The sequence below is a fragment of the Luteolibacter sp. genome (genome assembly GCF_039920825.1).
Taxonomy (GTDB): Bacteria; Verrucomicrobiota; Verrucomicrobiia; order Verrucomicrobiales; family Akkermansiaceae; genus Luteolibacter.
This window is the reverse complement of the sequence record NZ_JBDSCX010000020.1, coordinates 26981-47582: the sequence shown is the minus strand read 5'-3', so window position 1 is coordinate 47582 and position 20602 is coordinate 26981. Positions and strand designations below refer to the sequence as shown.

Annotated in this window: 12 protein-coding genes; 7 read left to right on the top strand and 5 right to left on the bottom strand. The window is 59.9% G+C overall.

What is annotated here, in order from left to right; all coding sequences use genetic code 11:
• Positions 1-852 (bottom strand): Gfo/Idh/MocA family oxidoreductase (locus ABIQ96_RS05195; RefSeq protein ID WP_348213494.1); only part of this gene is annotated, 852 nt, incomplete at its 3' end.
• 434 nt (positions 853-1286) lie between these two features.
• Here ABIQ96_RS05195 and ABIQ96_RS05190 point away from each other — a divergent pair.
• A complete protein-coding gene (locus tag ABIQ96_RS05190; RefSeq protein WP_348213493.1) occupies positions 1287-2477 on the top strand; it encodes a glycoside hydrolase family 88 protein in 1191 nt (396 codons plus the stop codon).
• A gap of 270 nt (positions 2478-2747) precedes the next feature.
• Here ABIQ96_RS05190 and ABIQ96_RS05185 read toward each other — a convergent pair whose 3' ends face one another.
• From ABIQ96_RS05185 to ABIQ96_RS05170, 4 genes are all read right to left on the bottom strand, one after another.
• Complete coding sequence (locus tag ABIQ96_RS05185) at positions 2748-4340, bottom strand: LamG-like jellyroll fold domain-containing protein (RefSeq protein ID WP_348213492.1); 1593 nt, start codon at positions 4338-4340, stop codon at positions 2748-2750.
• 3 nt (positions 4341-4343) lie between these two features.
• A complete protein-coding gene (locus ABIQ96_RS05180) occupies positions 4344-4880 on the bottom strand; it encodes a sigma-70 family RNA polymerase sigma factor (protein WP_348213491.1) in 537 nt (178 codons plus the stop codon).
• A 146-nt stretch (positions 4881-5026) separates the two neighbouring features.
• The gene (locus tag ABIQ96_RS05175; protein ID WP_348213490.1) at positions 5027-5665 is read right to left on the bottom strand and encodes a response regulator transcription factor; all 639 of its coding nucleotides are present in this window, start codon (positions 5663-5665) and stop codon (positions 5027-5029) included.
• Positions 5662-7707 carry a histidine kinase gene (locus tag ABIQ96_RS05170; protein WP_348213489.1) on the bottom strand — a complete coding sequence of 682 codons (2046 nt, stop codon included), beginning with the start codon at positions 7705-7707 and terminating at the stop codon, positions 5662-5664. Before ABIQ96_RS05170 ends, ABIQ96_RS05175 begins: the two co-directional genes overlap by 4 nt.
• A 140-nt stretch (positions 7708-7847) precedes the next feature.
• Here ABIQ96_RS05170 and ABIQ96_RS05165 point away from each other — a divergent pair, with 140 nt between their 5' ends.
• The 6 genes from ABIQ96_RS05165 to ABIQ96_RS05140 all read left to right on the top strand — a co-directional run bounded on the left by ABIQ96_RS05165 (position 7848) and on the right by ABIQ96_RS05140 (position 20197).
• Positions 7848-10640 carry an FAD-dependent oxidoreductase gene (locus tag ABIQ96_RS05165; RefSeq protein ID WP_348213488.1) on the top strand — a complete coding sequence of 931 codons (2793 nt, stop codon included), beginning with the start codon at positions 7848-7850 and terminating at the stop codon, positions 10638-10640.
• Positions 10641-10702: 62 nt separating this feature from the next.
• The gene (locus ABIQ96_RS05160) at positions 10703-14719 is read left to right on the top strand and encodes an autotransporter-associated beta strand repeat-containing protein (RefSeq protein WP_348213487.1); all 4017 of its coding nucleotides are present in this window, start codon (positions 10703-10705) and stop codon (positions 14717-14719) included.
• A gap of 79 nt (positions 14720-14798) precedes the next feature.
• Positions 14799-15848, top strand: coding sequence for a thrombospondin type 3 repeat-containing protein (locus ABIQ96_RS05155; protein ID WP_348213486.1), 1050 nt, complete (start codon positions 14799-14801; stop codon positions 15846-15848).
• Positions 15849-15905: 57 nt separating this feature from the next.
• On the top strand, positions 15906-18884 hold the full coding sequence (locus ABIQ96_RS05150) for an FAD-dependent oxidoreductase (RefSeq protein ID WP_348213485.1): 2979 nt from the start codon (positions 15906-15908) through the stop codon (positions 18882-18884).
• Between the two features lie 117 nt (positions 18885-19001).
• Positions 19002-19133, top strand: a complete 132-nt coding sequence (locus ABIQ96_RS05145; RefSeq protein ID WP_348213484.1) for a hypothetical protein — start codon at positions 19002-19004, stop codon at positions 19131-19133.
• 188 nt (positions 19134-19321) lie between these two features.
• Entirely contained in the window at positions 19322-20197 is an 876-nt protein-coding gene (locus ABIQ96_RS05140) for an ion channel (RefSeq protein ID WP_348213483.1), read from the top strand.
• Positions 20198-20602 lie beyond the last annotated feature (405 nt).

Below are 20602 nucleotides of genomic sequence, written 5' to 3'. Positions count from 1 at the left end.
CAAAGCGCGGCCTTTGGCGGGCGACGAGAACGACACGATGCGGCCGAAATTATCTTCGGTTCGGGCGAGGCTCATGTATTGGGCGACCGGGCCGAGACCGTGCGTCGGATAGAGGTTGCCGTTGCGGCTAGCGTATTGGAAAGTCCGCCACGATCCGGTGGAATCGCCATTCTCCATCTGCCCGCACAGCGGGTGGAGATAGGCGGCCTCGCCATGCAGCAGATCACCGAGCACGCCCTGACGGATCATGTTCAGATAGACCAATTCCTCGCGGCCGTAGTTGACGTTTTCCATCATCATGCAGTGGCGTCCGGTCGCCTCCGAGGTATCGACGATCTTCCACATGTCTTCGATGGTGTAAGCGATCGGCACTTCCGAGAACGCGTGCGCTCCGGCCTTCATCGACTCGATACACATCGGCGCGTGATGATCCCACGGCGTGGCAATGAAAACAGCATCCGGCTTGGTTTCCTCAAGCATCTTCTTCCATGCGCCTTCCTCACCGAAATAGACTTTCGGAGTGTGGCCGGCCTTGACCACGGCGGCTTCGGAACGCCTGGCACGACCTTCGACGAGATCGCAGATGCCGACGAATCCAACACCCTTGAGACCGGCGAGTTGCACTGCGTGACCGGAGCCCCGCGCGCCAACACCGATGATGGCCACCTTAACCTTGTCGAGTTTCGGTGCCGCGAAATCACCCATGTATTTCGCACCGGTTAGGCGGGACGGCGTGGACTCGCCCGATTGCGCGCGGGAAAACGTCGGGAGCGTGACGAGGCCCGCTGTGATGCCGCCAAGCGCTTTTAGAAAGCCGCGGCGAGGGTTGGTCGGAAAATCGGATGGGTTCATGGGTTGCGAATGTTTTCGGGGTGAATCGTTGTCGGGGCCTTTCAAACGGACAGATGATGGGTGTCTCCTCGATATGAGAATCACGAAGCCCGTCAATGATGAGCTTCATGTCTCGTGACTACGAGACGAGTTTCACGATCATTCAGGCGTCCGTCAAGCGCATTTAGCACGAGCTAAATGCCGTTGCTACTTAAATAACCTGTCTTGGGTCCCGCCAGAAAGCGCGGCGCGACGATTCAAGGATCGCAAGTGCCGGATACGGCGGTCAGATCACCATCGGCGGTCTAGCGGAACGGCTCGTCGGCACCGACAAGCTGCAGGCCGCCGGTTGGAGTCCGCAATACAGTTTGGACGAGGGGCTCGAGACAACACTCCGGTTTTTCAAAAACCAAAATTCTTGCTAAGTTTTCCCACCGAGCCTGCATGTAGCATACATGCAGTTGAAAAATCCTCTCGTTCTTGGAGCCACCGTCGCGTGCGCTTTTTGCCTCATCTTGACTTCGCTGGCCGGACGGGCCGCCGAAAACTATTTCAGTGACTGGCCGGAGGGCACTTCGCCAAAGCTGATCGGCACCCGCGTCACCGAACGATTCCTCAAAACGCTCAAAAACAGGGCTGATTCCGGCAAGAAAGGCGAGATCCGATATCAGGACGTCGTGGCGTGGTATGGCGCGTTGACTTTTGCCAAGGCCAGCGGGCAGCTGGAGTTGACCAAAGTGCTGATCGAGCGGACGACTCCGCTTTTGAACGAAGAGACTTACCAAATACCCCCTCCCAATCATGTCGACCGGAATGTTCTCGCCGCGCTGGCTGCCGAGATTTTCCTGCAATCCGGCAACCAGCGGGCTCTCGAAGTCGCCAGGAATTTTGCCGATATCCAGTGGGAGCCTACCGAGGAAATCATCAACAAAGGCGACGAGGGTGGAAAACCGCAGGGGGGATTGAGCTGGCGGTTCAACGAGGAGGCGAAGGTCCACATGCAGCAGGGGTTGAGCTGGCAGACCCGATTCTGGATCGACGACATGTATATGATCACGATGGCGCAGGGGCAGATGTTCCGGGCTTCCGGGGAACGGAAATACATTGATCGCGCCGCGAAGGAGATGGTCGCCTATTTGGACAAGCTCCAAAAGCCCAACGGACTTTTTTACCATGCGCCCGATGTGCCATTTTTTTGGGGACGGGGGAATGGCTGGATGGCTGCGGGAATGACCGAACTCCTGCGCAGCTTGCCAAAGGACAATCCGGATCGTGCCCGCATCCTCGAGGGCTATCTGAAAATGATGGCCACTCTCAAGGAGTCCCAAAGCGAAAGCGGCATGTGGTATCAACTCGTCGACGATCTCAAGTCCTGGCCTGAGGCATCCTGCACCGGGATGTTCACCTTCGCGATGGTTTCCGGAGTGAAGGAAGGCTGGCTGGATTCCGACGTCTACGGGCCGGTTGCTCGGAAGGGTTGGATCGCCTTGGCCGGCAATGTTCACGGAGACGGCGAGGTGTGCCAAGTCTGTGTGGGGACGGACAAGAAGAACAGCCGTGAATTTTATCTGGAGCGTCCCAGAGTCCTCGGCGATTTGCATGGTCAGGCTGCCTTGCTGTGGAGCGCCACGGCACTGGCCCGATGAGCCTTGTGTCTCGACGGTTGTCGGAACCTAACATTTGAGTTCGTTTAAAACGATCAGAAAGCCAACTTGGACACATTTTTACCATGCACCATGTTTCCGGATAACGGCATCATATTCCTCGCCGGGGAGTCTGCCCGCTAACGAATATTCCGAAGACGACAGGAGAAGATGGTCTGGATAGAACACCCGTCGTAGGTGCGGAAACTGATACTCAATGGTCACTATTGCAACGACCTGATGAGAAGCCGCACTGAAAAACCAAGGGGGTATTCACTGCATTGCCGCGATCTCTTCACTTGTTAGGGCGCGGGTGAACAGTGCGAACTCGTCGATCCGGCCGTTGAAGTTGCGGACCGGTTGGGTCCGATACCAGGTGGCGTCGAGGTTGCCGAGATTTGCTGTGCCGAATTGGATCGGCGTGTGCCGTAAGAGCGGACCACTGGCGACCTGCTTGCCGTTGACGTAGTGGCGCATCTCGCTTTTATCCGCATCGATCACCGTTGCCAAGTGCATCCACCGGCCGAAATCGTTAGGTGTCACCACTTGCGGACTTTCGAGGCGTTCCCAGGAATCGTAGCGGAGTTCCGGAGCGGCTCTCAATCCAAACAACAGTCGCCCGGATCGATCCAGCTTCCAGTGAACCTCGCCCACCTCGCCGGGAGCCATCGAAAGCAGCGAGTTGTGATCCAGAGGCAGGCTGTCCACGCGCACCCATGCCATCAAGGTGATGGACGGGCTGCTGCCTTCCGTGCGGAACCTCACCCGATCGCTGGTCTTGGCAAAACCAAGAGCGGTTTTCTGATCCCAGCGTCCCGTGAGTTTCTCACAACCGATCACCGATCCGTTGGAATCCTCATGCGCGCCCGAGGCACGGTTAGGCAGGGTCATGCTTGAGGAATCGAAATCCTCGAAATCGAAGTAGGCCAGCAGGCCGGGTGCCTCGCGCAGCGATTGGGATCTTGTCCGCCACTGTTGCCACCGGGCTTCGGTTTCCTTGGCGGCGGCCTGCAGGATGCCCACCGGACTGGCAAACGAACGCCGGTCCGCGGCGATGGCGGAGGACTTCCCCGCATGGATGGACACTGCCTCTCCTTCAAACAATTTCCGTGCCGTAGCTTCCGGCACATCTCCTTGAAGCTCCACTTCGCCATCGAATACATGCACCGTGCAGTTGTCCGCGTCGGTCACGCTCATGCCGAACTGGGTTCCCCGATCCACCACGCGCAGGTTGCCGTTCAAAACCGTGAAGCCGTGAGCCGGTGGCGGCACCTTGGCGGTAAGCTTGCCCTCATCGAGCCTGGCAAGGTTCTGCGACAACAGCTCCAGTTGTGCGGGTCCTTCGAGGATCACCCGTGCCCCGCTGTAGAAATCCAGCCGCAGCGTGCCTTTGCGGATGTTCAGCAGGCCCTTTGGCAAGGCTTCTCCCGTTGTAAATGTCCGCCCGTTCCACTCGACATCGACCGCCATCCCTAGCAGCGCCACCTCATCATTAGCGGGAGGTGTGGTATCGACCGATGCTGCCGGCGGCGTGGTGGTGTTAGATGCCGTTGGAGATTTCCCGACCTTCGGCAGGAGCCACCACCCCAATGCAATGCTGGCCGCCAGTCCAGCTGCGATCCAGGCACCCTTCGGGAAACGGGGGCTCGTCCGCCGGGGAGGTGCCGTTTTTCCCAGCCATTCCACGCCACCCGCTTGCATGGCCTGCTCACGCAGCAGGCCATGAAAGTCCGCGTGATCGAGAAAAACCTGCCGCGCTTTCGTTGAGGAAAGCAACATGGCTTCCAGTTCAACGCGCTCGTCCGCCGTCAGCTCTCTGTCGAAGTGGGCTGAGATCAATCGTTCAAGTCTGTCTTCGTCAAACATGGCTTAAGTTGGGGAGGTGGCCATCTTGCGCTGGACGCACTCGCGAAGGAAAGCCCTCGCACGGGACAGGGTGACATTCACCGATTGCACCGTGCAACCCGTTAGGCTTGCAATCTGGGGCGGCAGGTGCTCGTTCTGATAGCGGTAGTTGATCGAACGGCGGGCCTGAGGAGGGAGCTGATTGATGCATCCGCGCAGCAGGGCAAGCCGTTCGTCGATGTCTCCGGCGAACTCGTGCGGCTCGGTGCTCAGGGCCTCAAGCACTTCTTCGGAAAGTGTTTCAAACTTCCTCGCACGGATGGCCTCCAGCGCCTTGAAGCGTGCGATGGTTTTCACCCATGCCGAGAAACTCGTGCCAATTTCAAATGACGAAGCCTTCTTCGTCACGATGAGAAACGTTTCCTGGATCACGTCGTCCGCCAGTGAGAAGTCCGGAATCATCGAAAGCACGAAGCCGCGGATCACCGGCTGGTGCTGAATGAACAACCCCTGAACCTTCGCGGTGTGGTCGTTCCCGGCAGTGGAGAATGGGTCATTCATGATTCTCGTCACATTTGAATGGTCTGGCATGGCCAAAAATTAGCACCGGATCGGAAAAAACATCCGGCGGAATGCCAAGGCGCATCGGGGGAGCTGCAATCATCCATGTCACTCAAGCCGAACCATCGGGTGTGATCCGCTGGATTTCATGCCTCGGGCAAATGAACGATACCCCGGCGCAGGGCCACCGTGACCGCTTCCGTGCGGTCACGCACCTGGAGTTTCGCGAGGATGTTTTTGACATGGGACTTCACCGTCTGCTCCGTGATGCCCAATGCGGAGGCGATCTGCTTGTTAGCCTCTCCTAACACCAATAACCTGACGATTTCCCGCTCCCGCTCCGAAAGGATTTCCCCCCGTTCGCGGGAGGCCAGGTGACCGGCCACTTCCTGCGGGATCCAGCGTTTTCCCAGCATCAACGAGCGGATGGCGGGCGTGACCTGATCTCCCGAGCTGTGCTTGAGCAAATAGCCCATCGCCCCTGCGGTTAGGGCCGCGTGAATATCCTCATCGCCTTCGAAATTGCTCAACACCAGAATCCGTGCCACCGGGTCCGCGGCACGGATTTTCCGGATCGCCTCCACTCCCCCGCAAACCGGCATCCGCAGGTCCATGATGGTGACGTCGGGGCGCAGTTTGGCATGCGCGGAGACCGCCTCGAGGCCGTTGGCGGCTTCACCCACCACGGTAAAATCCGGCTCCCGGCGGAGAATGCTGCGCAGGCCCTCGCGGACCACGAAATGGTCATCGGTGATGAGGATGCTGATGGAAATTTTGGTGTTCATGAGGATGGATGGGTTAGCGGCACTTCGATGCGGATGGTGGTTCCCTCGCCGGGCTGGCTGCTGACGTCCAGTTTTCCGCCGATCCGCTCCGCACGTTCGCCCATTCCCATCAGGCCGAAATGTCCGGTGCTTCCATCTGGAGCGGTGGATGGGGTGAAGCCGTTGCCGTCGTCGCTGATCGCCAGGGAAATAAGATCGTTCGTGGTGGTTAGATCGATCCGCAACACGGAGGCATTCGCGTGCTTGAGCACGTTGGTGATGGCTTCCTGGCCGATTTTCAGCACGTTGTCGCCGATGAGTTGGGGGATTTTCCTTTCGCCCTTCTGCTGGCGGAATATCGCGCGGGTCCGGGATCCGAGGAACAGGGACTGGGCCGCGCGGTGAAGCGCGTCGCCGAGATCGAAGTGTTCGAGCGCCTCCGACCTCAGGTTCCAGATGGATCGCCTGATTTCGGAATGACATTGCTGCACCAGCCGCCGCGCCGCTCCGACCCTCTCCTGGGTTTCACCGGATGCTTCCTGTGGCGAGGGACCGATCGCGTGAAGCTGGAGATGAATGGCTGTTAGTCCCTGCTCCAGAGTGTCATGGAGATCGCAGGCGAGGCGGCTGCGTTCTGCCGAGACCGCCAACCTCTCGCGCATTTCCGCACGCAGCCGGAGATTCCGCTGCGCGAGAAAATACGCCCACAGGGCGGCTGCCAACAGGATGGCCAGGGTGATGCTCAGAAGGACCAGCAGACGTCTCGGCGTGAAGTAAGGAGCAGCCTCAACGACGGCGATGGAGGCGGCATCCGGGACCAGCATTTTGAATCCGGTGGTCTCACCCGTCATGTCCGTTTGGACCGAGCAAATACCCGTCACGCGCAACAGGCTGCCGGTTTCCAAATGGCCTAACACCCCGGAACCGCGGGCGTCCAGCTCGGCGGTGAAGACGCCACGGTCGGACTGCAACGCCAGAACCACCCGCCGGTCCGCGCTTCCGATGGGAGCGTCGATCCGGTCCAGCAGATGTCCGGTCACCGAAACAAAATCGCCGTGGTGCAGCCCTTCCCGCAGCGCCGCCGCTTGGAGTTGCTTGGGCTGCAACACAATTTCCGCCCCGTTGTCCGGGCGAATCACGGCATCCGACAAAACCGGCAGGAAATCTTCGAGGTCGCGGAAACCCACCACCTCCACCTGATCCCCGCGACTGACCTTCACCGCATCCGCTCTCCGCATCGCCAGTCCGGCCTCCCCGTCATGCAGCCAGGCGATGCCGTCTGCCACCATCACCACCTTGCCGCGCACATGAAGCCGTTCGCCGCGGGTTTGAGCCGGGTGATACTGGAACGCGTTGCGCAACGGCGTGGGAGGGAGGGTCCATGGCGACGCGGTTTCGCGCTGCTCCCAGCGGAAGTCCTCCTCGCCATTGGCGAGCAATTGCACTTCCACCAGTTGCCGGATGGTCCCGCGCGATCTAGCGGGACTGGCGACGCCGCGCACCCAGGCCTTGCCGGCGATGAGTTTTTCCGGTTTCAGAGTTTTCACGTTGTTGATCCGGAAGCTGATCCGCGACGCTCCGGAATCCAACAGACCAACCATGGTCGTGGCGTCGATCATCTCCGCCGATCGGATCCAGCCATCCGTTTCCACCCGTTCGCCATTGAAGGAACCGTTGAGCAAGCCTCCGCCGGACGCTCTAACCACATTGGGCATCCCACCCGGCCCAAGGCTTTGGTATTCCGCTTGGCGGATTACCGGGGCGAAATCTCCACGGCTCAACGTTCCCCTGATGCGCACCCGCTCGGCCACCTTCGGGCCGGGACCGTTTTCCCGGGTCACCAGCAATCCCCCGCTGGAGTCCTGGATGTAAAACCCGGGGCCCGCTCCGGCTTCCACCCAAGTCACCACCCCCTCCGCGATCACCTCCGATTGCTCGAACGGCTCGACGGTGGCGGCGGTCTGGATTTCCCGGATCGGCCGCACCTGGGACGCAGGCAGGTCCGCACCGGAGGAAAGGCCGGAGCAGCAAAGCATCGCCAGCAACAGCCATGGGATTTTCATGCTTGGAGGAATCTCCCGTTTATACGGGACGAACCCTTGCCCAAGGCGAGGGAAAAAATTCCGCTGTCGATCACCCGAAAGAGGGATTTCAAGCCCTCTCTCCGGGTCCAGTGTCGGGTAACTGCTGCCAGTTCCAACCCATGTTTCATTTCGGCATCTCATCTCTTTTGTTCCATCCGCGCATCCTTGCCCGGCTATTCGCTTGTGCGGGCCTCTCCGTCGCGGCCGTATCCGCCCATCCCGAGGACTTCGATCTCGTCGTGTACGGCGGCACCTCCGGCGGCATCACCGCGGCGGTGGCGGGCGCGAAAATGGGAAAGAAAGTCGCGCTGGTTTCCCCCACCGTCCAGCTCGGCGGGCTCACCACCAGCGGCTTGGGATGGACGGACTTGAAAAACCCCGCGATCCTCGGCGGCCTCAGCAAGGAGTTCTACCACCGCGTCTATCTCTACTACGCCGCGCAGCCGAACTGGACCACGGTCAAGTCGATGGCCGGCCAGCACGTCCCGGCGGCCTTCGATCAAACGAACCAGCTTGGTTACATTTTCGAGCCGAAGGTCGCCACGCAAATCTACGATGAGATGCTCGCCGAGACCAAGGTGGAGATTTTCACCGGCCTGCTGGATCTATCCGATGGTGTGGCGATGAATGGCCAGCGGATAATCTCGATCAAGCTGGAGGACGGCCGGATTTTCACCGGCAAGATGTTCATCGATGCCAGCTACGAAGGCGACGTCGTGGCCCAGGCGGGCGTGAGTTTCACGGTCGGACGCGAGGCGAATTCGGTTTACGGGGAAACGATCAACGGGGTGCAAACCGGGGCGGGGAACGAAGTGGTCGCGAACCTCGACCCATACAAGGTGAAGGGAAATCCGGCGAGCGGATTGCTGCCCGGCATCAAGGCGAGCGTCGCCGCGAACGGCACCGGTGACGGAAACCTCCAGGCTTTTTGTTACCGGATGTGCCTCACTAACAATCCCGCGAACCGCTTGATGGTGGCGAAACCCGCGAACTACAATGAGGCGGATTTCGAGCTCGTGCTTCGCGCCGTCGAGGCCGGGCAGACGACGTTCCTGAAAAACGATGCCATGCCGAATGGCAAGACGGACACCAACAATTCAGGCGGCGTTTCCCTCGACTACATCGGAAAAAACTGGGGACCGGGCTGGGACTGGTCCACCCTCAACCATCAGCAACGGGCCGCGCTTGCCGCGGAGCACGCCTATTGGCAACTGGGCCTCATCTGGACCATCCAGCACCACCCGCGCGTGCTCGCCAAAGTCGGCGCGACCGGACTGTATGCGAGTTGGGGCCTGGCGGCCGACGAGTTCACCGATAACGGGAATTTCCCGCCCCAGCTCTACGTCCGCGAGGCGCGAAGGATGGTCTCCGACTATGTGATGACCACGATGAACTGCGCCGGCACGGTCGTCGCCGCGGATTCCGTGGGCATGGGTGCCTACACGATGGACTCCCATTGCACGCAGCGCTTCAACAACGCCGGCGCGGTGAAAAACGAAGGCGGTATCGGCCAACCCGTTCCGGCTCCTTATCCGATCTCTTATCGCTCGCTGATCCCCAAGGTCGGGCAATGCGAAAACCTGTTGGTTCCCTGGTGCCTCTCGGCCACCCATGGTGCCTTCGCTTCGGCTCGGATGGAGCCCGTTTTCATGACGTTGGGGCAATCCGCAGCCACCGCAGCCGCAATGGCGATCAATGACGGCATCAGCGTGCAGCAGGTCCCTTACGAAAAACTCGCGGCGGTGCTCCGGGCCGACGGCGGAGTTCTCAGCTTGGCCGCGGCGGCCTCAGGCATTGTTGTCGATACCGAGGATGCCACCGGCGTCGTCACGACCGGGATCTGGACCATCTCCTCCGCGACCGCGGGCTTTAACGGCGCCAGCTATCTCCACGACGGCAATGAAGGAATCGGTCAGAAATCCGTCCGCTTCACCCCCGTCCTCCCCAGCACCGCAAATTACCGCGTCTCCCTCCGTTGGAGCGCCAACACCAACCGCGCCACCAATGTCCCCATTTCCATCACGCGCAGTGGCGGCGTGACCAATACCACCGTGAACCAGCAGGCGAACGGCGGCACCTGGTTCGATCTGGGAGTTTTCTCCTTCAACGCGGGAACGACCGGCAACCTTTTACTCACGAACACCGGCGTCAACGGCTATGTCATCGCGGACGCCGCCATGTGGACGCAGATGGGCCTGCCACCCACCGTCCGGATTTTCAGCACGGTTCCCACGATCATCCGTGGCGATTCCATACCTGCGGCCATCGTTTTCACCCGCGACGGCGATACCGCCGCTCCGCTGCAGGTTTCCTATCAAATGTCGGGCAGCGCCAACCCCTCCGGATTCACACCGCAACCTACCGGATCGGTCACCATCCCCGCTGGCAAGCGCGAGTTCAAGCTGCCACTTGCGGCTCTTTCTTCGATGATTCCTCAGGGGGAGAAAACCCTTGCGATCCAGCTTTCCGCGAACGCCGCTTACTCGTTGAATGGAAACACCTCCGCCGTCATCGTCGTGAGCGACAAGCCCTTCGATTCCTGGCGTTTCACCCGCTTCAGCTCAGCGGAGCTGGCAGACCCCTCCATTTCCGGCCCGTTCGCCGATCCGGACGGCAGCGGTGCCGTCAATCTCCTCCGCTTCTTCAGCGGCACCGAAAGCTGGCCCCGGACCTCCATCCTCGCGCAGGGTGACATCCTCTATTTCCAGTTCGACCGGCAACGCGCCGCCGCCGGCCTCGGATACTCCATCGAGGAATCCGACGATCTCCTGCACTGGAATCCCTCCCCGCAACTGTACCTGCACGCTCCCGTCCAGAATCACGGCGAGATCCAGCAAATCCAAATACCGGTCCGTGCCTTTGCCCCGCTGGCCGAGGGGAGAAAATTCTTCCGTCTGAACGTCATGCCTTGAGCTGCTCCATTTTCCGAAGAAATCCAAAACCCAAATCCAAAACCCCAAAACCAAAAAAACTCATGAAACTCAAGCCATCCCCCTTCCTTTGCCGCGCGAAATACTCGATCGGTACCCCAACGTGCGCCAGCATGTGTGCCGCCCTCGCCTTTTCGTTCCTTTACGTATCGTCCGCCCGAGCGGCAACAAGAGTCTGGGATGGCGGCGCGACCGTGTCCGGCACCGACGGCCCCAACACTTCGATGAACAGTGGAACCAACTGGGGCACCCCGGGAAGCCCAACAGCAAACGTCCTCCCTGCCTCCGGCGATACCTTGGAATTCAGCGGATTCGACAGCTCCACGACGGACCTCGTCATGAACGCCGCGATGTTCGCCTCGCCTGGTGCCATCGCCGCCATCAATGTGAATCAAACCAACCCTCTCACCTTTGCAAGCGGGGCCCAATACCTGCGCATGGCATCTGGCAGCAACTTCACCGTCACAAATGGTGCGGTCAGTATCAACGGCGGCCGGATCGTCTTCGGCGTGGGGTCGCTCACCACCGAATCCTTCACGCTGACGAACAACTCAGCCAGCCCGGTCACGTGGGGAACCGGTGCGACCACCCCCATCGCCGTCGGCACAGGCCCTGCGGCAGGCGGCGGGCGCAATATGACCTTCGCTGGATCAGGCGATTGGGTGTTCAACAGCAAGTTCGACGGGGCGACCTATGCAGTATTGACGAAAACCGGAGCAGGGACGCTGACCCTCAACGCCACTGGCAACCTCCTTGCCAACATCGCAACGACTCCTCTGACCATTTCCCAAGGCTCCATCGTCATTGGCGGTGCCGCCAACTTGAATGGCGGAGCCTACGCGAGTCCCATCGCGAACTCAGCGGCGTTGGTTTACAGCAGCAGCGCCAACCAGACTCTTTCCGGAGCCATTACCGGCACGGGCTCGCTGACGAAAAACACCAGCACGAGTTCCATCCTGACACTTGCGGGCGCCAACAATTACAGTGGTGCCACCACCCTATCAAGCGGCACTCTGGCCATTACTGGAAGCTCGACAGTCGGATCCCTATCAGTGGCGGATCAAACGACCCTCGCGGTCAAGGTGACCAGTCCATCCGTGAGTCCTTTGAAGCCTTCCAGCCTCACCCTCGGAGCGGCCCCCACCGACTTTTCCAACCTCAACGTTGACTTTGCCGCCTCGACGAATCCGACGGCACCACTCATCGATTTGGGTGCGGGCTCGGTCACCTTGAATGGAGAGGTGGATGTGTCTCTAGCAGGTTTGACGGCGCTGACGACTTCCACGAACACCATCAAGCTGCTTAAATATGGTTCCCTCACCGGTACCGGATCTTTCTATCTCCTGACGACTTTTTCCGGACGCTCCACCTTCGAGCTCAATCAAACAGCCACAGCGCTGTATCTCAATGTCACGGCCCTGGCGAACGTTTGGAAGGGAACGGTTAACAACACCTGGGACAGCGACCCTCTCAATTCGGCCAATTGGAGTCTGCCCGATGGCTATCAGTATGGTGATACGGTGATTTTCAATGACACGACACCTGTCACCACGGTCGATATCCCTTCCACGGTCTACCCGAGTGGGGTCACCTTCTCCAACAGCAGCGCGAGAACCTACACCCTGACGAGCGGCACCGGCTCAGGGATCGGCGGCAGCGGACCGTTGGTACTGAGTGGCACCAATGGAACGGTCGTCATCACCAATGCCAACACCTACACCGGCACGACCACCATCGGCACGGGTAACACCCTCCGGCTTGGCGATGGCACCACCGACGGCACCATTACCAACACCACCGACATCATCAACAATGGAACCTTGGTTTATAACCGAATCGGCACCACGTTCACTTACAATGGCGTCATCAGCGGCAGCGGCTCGGTGCTGAAGGAAGGGATAGGCACCCAGCGTCTGGGGGTCGCAAATACCTATTCGGGCGGCACCACCATCAACGGCGGCGACCTCCAGATTGACAACGGCAACGCCTTTGGCACAGGTCAGCTCACCCTGGCTGCCGGTTCCATCACCGCCCGTGGAGCATCCAGGACCGTTCCAAATCTTGTCACCATGAGTGGCGACTTCACCCTGAATACAATAACGGCGGGTAACAACGTGCTGACACTGGCGGGCAATGTTGACCTGACAGGCGCGACCCGCATCATCACGGTGGCAAATACCGGCGGAGCGGCTATCAACGGAGTTATCTCGAACGGCGGTCTCACCAAGGCAGGCACCGGCACATTGACCTTGACCGGCATCAATACCTACACCGGCCCCACACTCATCAGCGAAGGCCTGTTGCAGATCGGAAATGGAACGGTGGACGGCAGCATCGACACCTCGTCAGGCATCCAGAACAACGGAACGCTTACCTACAATTTCGCCGGCCAGCACACCATCAGCTTACCGATCACCGGCAGCGGGGCACTGACCAAGATCGGCGCGGGAATCGCGAGATTCTCCAACACCACCAACTCCTACACGGGGACCTCCACTGTCACCGCCGGAGCAGTGGTCAAGGACGCGGCCGACAGCACCACCGGAGACATCACCGTCGCGACCGACGCCACCTTTGTCCTCGCGGGTGGTATTACCGACGGCAGTGCCCAGACCGCCACCATCTCGGGCCCCGGCAACGGTAATCTCAATTATTTCTACACCGGCTCCTTGAACCAGCGCGGTGCGCTTCAGGCCCACACCGGCAACAACACCTGGGCTGGCAACATCGCTCTATCAGGCACCGCGGGCACCGCCGGGAACACCCGCATCGGCGTGCAGAACGACGCCAGCCTCACCCTCACCGGGAACATCACCGAAGCGGTCGCCGGAATGAGCCCGTATTTCCGCGCAGGGGACGGCTCATCCGATACCATCACGCTCGCGGGAACCTGCTCGTGGACCGGTGCCACCCGCATCTTCTCGAACGGAGGCAGCGTCAAGATCGGCGGCAACAACAAGCTGCCAACCACCTCCGACCTGATCGTGGGACCCTCTGCCGCCACACTCGGATCCCCCACCTTCGATCTCGGCGGATTCAACCAATCCGTCGCCGGACTCGTCGGCACCGTTGGGACCGTCGCCGCCACCATCAAGAATTCCGGAGTCGTCCAGTCCACCCTCACCCTCAACCCGGCGGCTGCCAGCAGCTTTCCCGGCAACATTCAGGACAACGTGAAACTCGTCATCGGGGGAGTCTTCACCCAGACCCTCGCCGGTCTGAATCGCAATACCGGGGATACCACGATCAATTCCGGTGCCAATCTGACCATCAGCAGCGCGGGCGAGCTCCGGTTCTATCCGACAACCAACGGCGTCACCAATTCGGTCGGCGGCACCGGCACGCTTCAATACAACGGCACTCTCAGGATCGATTTGGGCGGCTCTAATTCCACGCCCGGCAATTCGTGGACGCTGGTGAACGTCGGCAGCCTGGCCAATCCCACGCCCTTCAGCTCCACCTTCGCGGTGAGCGGCACCAGCGGCACCTTCACCGAGACGCCCGTGAATTCCGGCATCTGGAAATTGGTGGGTGGCGGCAAAGCGTGGACCTTCACCGAATCCGACGGAAAACTAACGGTCGCCGCCGATGGCTCCCCTCCCTACGAAACTTGGATCAACACCTACTTCTCCGGTGTGACCGACCCCGCCATCGTCGGCAAGGGCGCGGATCCCGATGGCGACGGCACTAACAACCTCGCCGAGTTCGCCCTCAACGGCAATCCTAACAATGGCGCGGACAACGGCTATAAATCTTTGGCCGTCGTGGACACTAATGCGAACTCGCAAAAGGATCTCACACTCACCATCGCCGTGCGCAAGGCCGGCGGCTCGCCCGTCTTCGCCGGCTCACCTCTATCAGCCACCTCGGATGGAGTGAAATACACCATCGAAGGATCCCTCGATCTGGCGTTCCCAACCAGCGCCGTCAGCGAGGCCTCGCCCGCCACCGGCACCGGCGGACTCCCGGCGGACTATGAATACCGGCGCTTCCGACTGGATGCCTCCGAAGGTCTCGGCAGCAAGGGTTTCCTCCGGGTGAAAACCGAACCCGCCCCCTGATTCTAACTTTACGGACTCCACCCGCCCGGCGTGGTTTCCCGTAGTCCGCAGCCGGAATTGACACTAATTTATTCGGATCATGAAAAGTCCATTTTATTGGCTGGCTGCGGGCCTGCTGTCACTGTCCTGCGACGCCGCGCAGATCGGTGGCGAGTCCTTCGACTACGCATCGGCGTCCCCCCTCGGTAGCCAGGGAGGGGGAAGCGGGTGGTCCGGCGCATGGTTCCAGGATGGGGAGTCTACGGTCACCGGTGCGGTCGGCTTGGGTTTCACCGATTCGCTGGGGAACGTCCTGAATGCCTCCGGCCTTTCGGCCGACACCTCCGGCACCGCCACCACCAGAAGCCTGCGGGACTTGAGCAGCGGGCAGCTCAACAACGTCTGGATCTCGTTTCTCTATCAGCTCCCCGCAGCTAACAGCAACTTCGAGGGAGTTTCGTTTTACCGCGGAGCCCAGCCATCGTTCTCGGTGCATAATCCGGGTTCAACGACCACGGCGGCCATCTATCTCACCAGCAATCTCACCGGAGGAGCCAGCGTGAACACCTCACGCGGCACCTTCGGACAGACCCACTTCGTCGCGCTGAAGCTCACCAAGGCCGGTGGCACGGGCGGCGCCGACCGCGTTGAGGTATTTATCGATCCGGACCTTACCGGTAATCCCGCGTCTCCCGCCGCCACCATCAATGGTTCGAATTTCGATTTCGACCGAGTGCGGATCGCCGGGCAGAACGGCAGCAAGCTGCTGGTGGACGAGCTGAGGGTGGGAGTCACTTTCGCCGATGTGGCTCCCCATTCCGCCGTGGCGGGTAACGACAGTGACAACGACGGCTTGACCGATTCCCAAGAGGCCGTTCTCGGGCTGGATCCGAACGTGTCCGACGCCGTCCTGATCGCCGGCATCAAGACCCACCCCGACTGGTTTGATCTTTACACGGCTGACGGAATGATCGGTCTTGGAAACAATGGCGTGATGCTTTCGCAAAACTCCGATGACCCGGTGAATCTCATCTTCGAGGTCCAGCAAAGTGACAACCTCACCCAGTGGGGAACGCTTGAAACCTACAACCGTCAGGTCGAGCTGCCCGCCGGGAAAAACTTCCTTCGCGTCACCCTTCAGGACCGGTAAAACCATGAAATACCCGGTCTGACACGCGCGCTCTCTCCGTCATAAAATCGAAACACCTTGAAACGGCTCCTCATTCTAGCAGTCATCTCCGCCCACGTCTCCGCAGCTCCTGTGTCCTATGACATCGTCGTCTACGGAGGCACTTCCGGAGGAGTCGTCGCAGCCGTCCAGGCGAGGAAATCCGGGCGCTCGGTCGTCCTCATTTCCCCAACACCCCACCTCGGCGGGCTCACCACCAGCGGCCTCGGCTGGACGGACCTCGGCGAAAGTTCCATCCTCGGAGGCTTGAGCCGCGAGTTCTATCATCGCGTCTATCTGCACTATCAGAACGATTCCGCCTGGAACCTGCAGTCACGCTCATCCTATGGGAATTCAGGACAGGGTGGCTCCGCTTTCAACGCCACGATGGAGATCGCTTCGGTGTTCGAACCCAAGGTGGCGGAGTCGGTTTTCCAGTCGATGATCAGCGAGCAAAATGTTCCCGTCGTCACGGGCCGGCTGGATCTGGACGACGGTGTGGTGAAGGACGGAGACCGCATCCAATACATCCGTCTCGAGGACGGGCGCGAGTTTGCCGGAAAGATGTTCATCGACGCCAGTTACGAGGGCGACCTCCTTCCCGGTGCGGGCGTTTCATTCACCGTCGGTCGGGAGGCGAACGCCACCTACGGCGAGGACTACAGCGGCATCCAGGCGGCGAGGGCTACGAAGAACCAACTTCCCAACGGCATCGATCCCTACGTGATTGCGGGAAATCCAGCGAGCGGCCTGCTTCCGGGAGTGAACGCAGGCCCGGGCGGTTCCGATGGCGACGGGGATGCCAGGCTCCAGTCCTACTGTTTCCGCATGGCTCTAACGGACGTGGCGGCGAACCGGGTGATGGTTGCCCAACCTCCGGGCTATAACGAGGCCGATTACGAACTGCTTTTCCGCTCCATTGACGCAGGCCAGACCTCGGGATTTTTCAAACTGGATCTGATACCTAACCGCAAAACGGATTCCAATAACACCGGCGGCATTTCCACCGACTACATTGGAAAAAACTACGGACCCGGCTGGAACTGGGCCACCCTGAATCACAATCAAAGGCTCGCGCTCGCCAAGCAGCATGAAAACTGGCAGCGAGGACTGTTATGGACTCTCCAGAACCATACCCGCGTGCCTCTGTCCATCCGGAACAGCTACGCTTCATGGGGTTTGCCCGCCGATGAATTCACCGATAACGGAAACTGGCCGTGGCAGCTCTATGTGCGGGAGGCGCGGCGCATGGTTTCCGACTACGTCATGAACCAGCACCATTGCAGCGGTGAAACCGTGGCTGCTGATTCCATCGGCCTCGCCGCCTACTCGATGGACTCGCACCACGTGCAGCGCCATGTGAAAAACGGTGTGGTGAAAAACGAGGGCGACGTGCAGATGACCGTGCCAAATCCCTATCCGGTTTCCTACAGGGCCATCGTCCCCAAGACGACCGAGTGTCGCAACCTGCTCGTGCCTTGGAGCCTGTCCGCAAGCCACATGGCATTCGGATCGATCCGCATGGAACCGGTCTTCATGATCCTTTCGCAATCCGCTGCCATCGGCGCGGACCTCGCGATCCGTGACGATCTCGATGTCCAGCAGGTTGCCTATTCAAAACTCCGGCCCGCGCTGCTCGCCGCCGGACAAGCTCTCGGCGAGCCATCGGTCGGATCGCCCGTGATCGTGGTGGACAACTCGGATGCCGCGCGCGTCACCATCACCGGCGCGTGGACCTCCGCGAATAGCACGACCGGATTCTTCGGCAGCGATTACCTGCATGATGGAAATGCCGGCCAAGGTGCCAAACAGGTGGCTTATACACCACCCGCCTCGGTGACCGGAGCCCAACGGCTCTATCTCCGGTGGACCGCCAACACCAACCGCGCCTCGAACGTGCCGATCCGCATCGTCGATGCCAAGGGCCCCCGGACGATCCTGATAGATCAGAGGAGCAACGGCGGGAAATGGAACCTGCTAGGCATTTTCACCGGTATCCAGAGCGTGACCGTCATGACCACCGGCGCGAATGGATACGTGATCGCGGATGCGGTCGGCTTTGCCCCCGTAGCCGCGGACGATGACAGCGATGACGACGGCCTGAGCGATCTCCGCGAAAGCGAAATCGGACTGAATCCGCTGGTTTCCAATTCCACATTCTTCGACTTGGTGCGGAGCCATCCGGATTATTTCAACCTGCATTCCGATTCCGAAATCTTCGACCTGCAAGTCAATCAGCCTGTTTACACGCCTTCCCTCTTCCAATTCGGCATCACCTCCGGACCTTCATGGGAAGTCTTCGAAGACTTCCAACTCAACGTGCCCCGGCAGGGAGACAGGAGCTTTTTTCGTGTGGCCCTGCGCTCGGAGCCCGCGGCCTTCGTCGGCGCCCTTGCCACAGGGCAGCACCGCATCATCGTGGTTTACGGCACCAGTCTTACCGCCAGCGGCGCATGGGTCGGGCAAATGAGTTCGTGGCTTTCCGCGAAATACCCCGGCCTTTTCACGGTCGTCAACAGCGGTCTCAGCGGCAAGAACTCTGCGGAAGGCGTTGCCCAGCTTCAAACCAAGGTCCTGAACCACAACCCGGACACGGTGTTCATCGAGTTCGCGATGAACGATGCCTTTCTCTACAGCGATGGCACGCCATCTCTCAGCGTTTCGCAGGCCAAGGCCAATCTGGAGGCGATGATTAACGCGATCCTCCAACAGAATCCCCAGGCGGAGATCATCCTGCAAACGATGAACGGGGTGTGGAACTCGCCGACGGGCAGCAATTCATCCGCAACCCTTCGTCCCAATCTCGCCGCCTACTATCAGATGTATCGCGAAGTCGCCGCAGCGCGCGGGCTTCTGCTCATCGACCACCAGCCCGACTGGGCCCGCCTGCAAAACGAGGCTCCCGCCACGTTTCAATCCTATGTTCCGGATGGCGTTCACCCGAGCGCGACCGGTTGTTCGAAAGTCACTCTTCCGCTCCTGCGGTGGAAGCTTTCCGGCGGCAGGCCACTTCCATGAGGAGCTATCTTTAAAAAATCCAGCCGCTGATTCCGGCATGCCAGGATCTTTTGCAAACCACTGGCCACGCGTGTCCGGTTATAAGTCAAAGAAATTTAATTGGTTACAATTCATGTCATGCATGCAGCAAGACCGCACCTTTACGGAACGCGAGGTGGCGGTGGCTGGCTTGATCATCGAAGCGTCACCAACAAGGAAATCGCGTCGCTATTGAAACTCGACTTCTGGTCCGCGAGCTATGCCACCTGAAACCTCTTCAAGAAACTCAACGCCCGGACACGCACCGAAGCTGTGATCAAATACCTGCACGCACTCGTAAAACAAAGCCGGCGGATCGGCGTCCATTAGAGAGTGGTGGGCGGAGCCGCCGCCGTAAGCCGGAAAGCAGCGAAGGTTTTTATCCTGCCCACGCTTCCCGGTTACGCTAGACTCCGTTCATGAAGAAGAGCCGGTCGGTGATGAAGGTGCGCTCGGGGGATGTCGAGTTCCTGCGGGTCAATGCGGTGGTCTGGCGCTGGCAGGATATCTATCAGTGGATGCTCAGCCTCAGCTGGCCGCTCTTCGCACTCTTCCTGCTCGGCTGCTACCTCGGGGTGAATATCTTCTTCGCCGCCCTCTACGTGGCGGTGTCGGGGGGCATTGCCGCACTCGACGCGCACTCGTATGTTGATGCGTTCTTCTTCAGCGTCGAGACCCTGGCCACCGTGGGCTACGGTCACATGTACCCGGTCAGTCTGGCCGCTCACATCATCGCGACCGCGGAGATTGTGGTCGGCATGTTCGGCATGGCCGTGACGACCGGTCTCATCTTCGTGCGCTTCTCCCGCCCCACGGCCAATCTGTTGTTCTCGCAGCACATGGTGGTGTCGAACCACGACGGCAAACCGACGCTCATGTTGCGAGTGGCCAACCAGCGGAACCAACCTGTGGTGGAGGCGGCCTTCCGCATCATGTTGATCCGCACCACCACGACGGAAGAGGGAGAAATCATCGCCCGATTCCACGAGCTGAAGCTCCAGGTGCAGGGCGTCATTGTCTTCCCCGCAGCCATGACCATCCGCCACGTCATCGACGAGACCAGTCCGCTCTATGGCATGACCGCGGAGGACTTCCAGCGGGACAGCGTGCATTTCATGGCCTCCGTCGTCTGCATCGATGTGGTCGTGCCGACCGAAGTCCAGAGCCAGACCAGCTACACCTGGCGGGATGTGAAATTCGGCGAGCGCTTCGTGGAAATCTACACCGAGACCCCGGATGGCAACGGCTGGGTCGTAGACTACGGCCAACTCCACGACACAGAACCCGCACCGTGAAAAATAAACGGCTGTTCTCCATTCCACCGTCTCCTTGTTTGCCCTGAACACTCGGGACCGAACACTAGCAACCTCCCCCAACTTTCCCCTTCCCGCCAAACCGCTGATTGTTAGTGTGGCGTTTCAAAATGCCTCCATCCGATCCCACTCCCGAAGCCCTTTCCCAGTTCATCGGGCGGTGGGAGAAACGAGAATGCCAACTACGCCCTCTTCCTGACCAAACCAAGCTCGGAAATCTTCCAAGGTCCCGTCGGCACTCAATCAGAATTTTAACCACAATCGAAGCGTAGCGAAGATGGACGGACTGGAAAATCAAAACTCTCCGTCAAATGACACGGATAGACACAGATGAAGAGAAGCAGAATCCAGATCTTTATCCATCTGTGTTCTCTGTGAAATCTGTGG

Coding starts and splice junctions, on each gene's coding strand:
- ABIQ96_RS05190 (WP_348213493.1), top strand. CDS start 1,287: ATGCAGTTGAAAAATCCTCTCGTTCTTGGAGCCACCGTCGCGTGCGCT.
- ABIQ96_RS05180 (WP_348213491.1), bottom strand. CDS start 4,880: ATGAATGACCCATTCTCCACTGCCGGGAACGACCACACCGCGAAGGTT.
- ABIQ96_RS05155 (WP_348213486.1), top strand. CDS start 14,799: ATGAAAAGTCCATTTTATTGGCTGGCTGCGGGCCTGCTGTCACTGTCC.
- ABIQ96_RS05145 (WP_348213484.1), top strand. CDS start 19,002: ATGCATGCAGCAAGACCGCACCTTTACGGAACGCGAGGTGGCGGTGGC.
- ABIQ96_RS05185 (WP_348213492.1), bottom strand. CDS start 4,340: ATGTTTGACGAAGACAGACTTGAACGATTGATCTCAGCCCACTTCGAC.
- ABIQ96_RS05160 (WP_348213487.1), top strand. CDS start 10,703: ATGAAACTCAAGCCATCCCCCTTCCTTTGCCGCGCGAAATACTCGATC.
- ABIQ96_RS05140 (WP_348213483.1), top strand. CDS start 19,322: ATGAAGAAGAGCCGGTCGGTGATGAAGGTGCGCTCGGGGGATGTCGAG.
- ABIQ96_RS05175 (WP_348213490.1), bottom strand. CDS start 5,665: ATGAACACCAAAATTTCCATCAGCATCCTCATCACCGATGACCATTTC.
- ABIQ96_RS05165 (WP_348213488.1), top strand. CDS start 7,848: ATGTTTCATTTCGGCATCTCATCTCTTTTGTTCCATCCGCGCATCCTT.
- ABIQ96_RS05170 (WP_348213489.1), bottom strand. CDS start 7,707: ATGAAAATCCCATGGCTGTTGCTGGCGATGCTTTGCTGCTCCGGCCTT.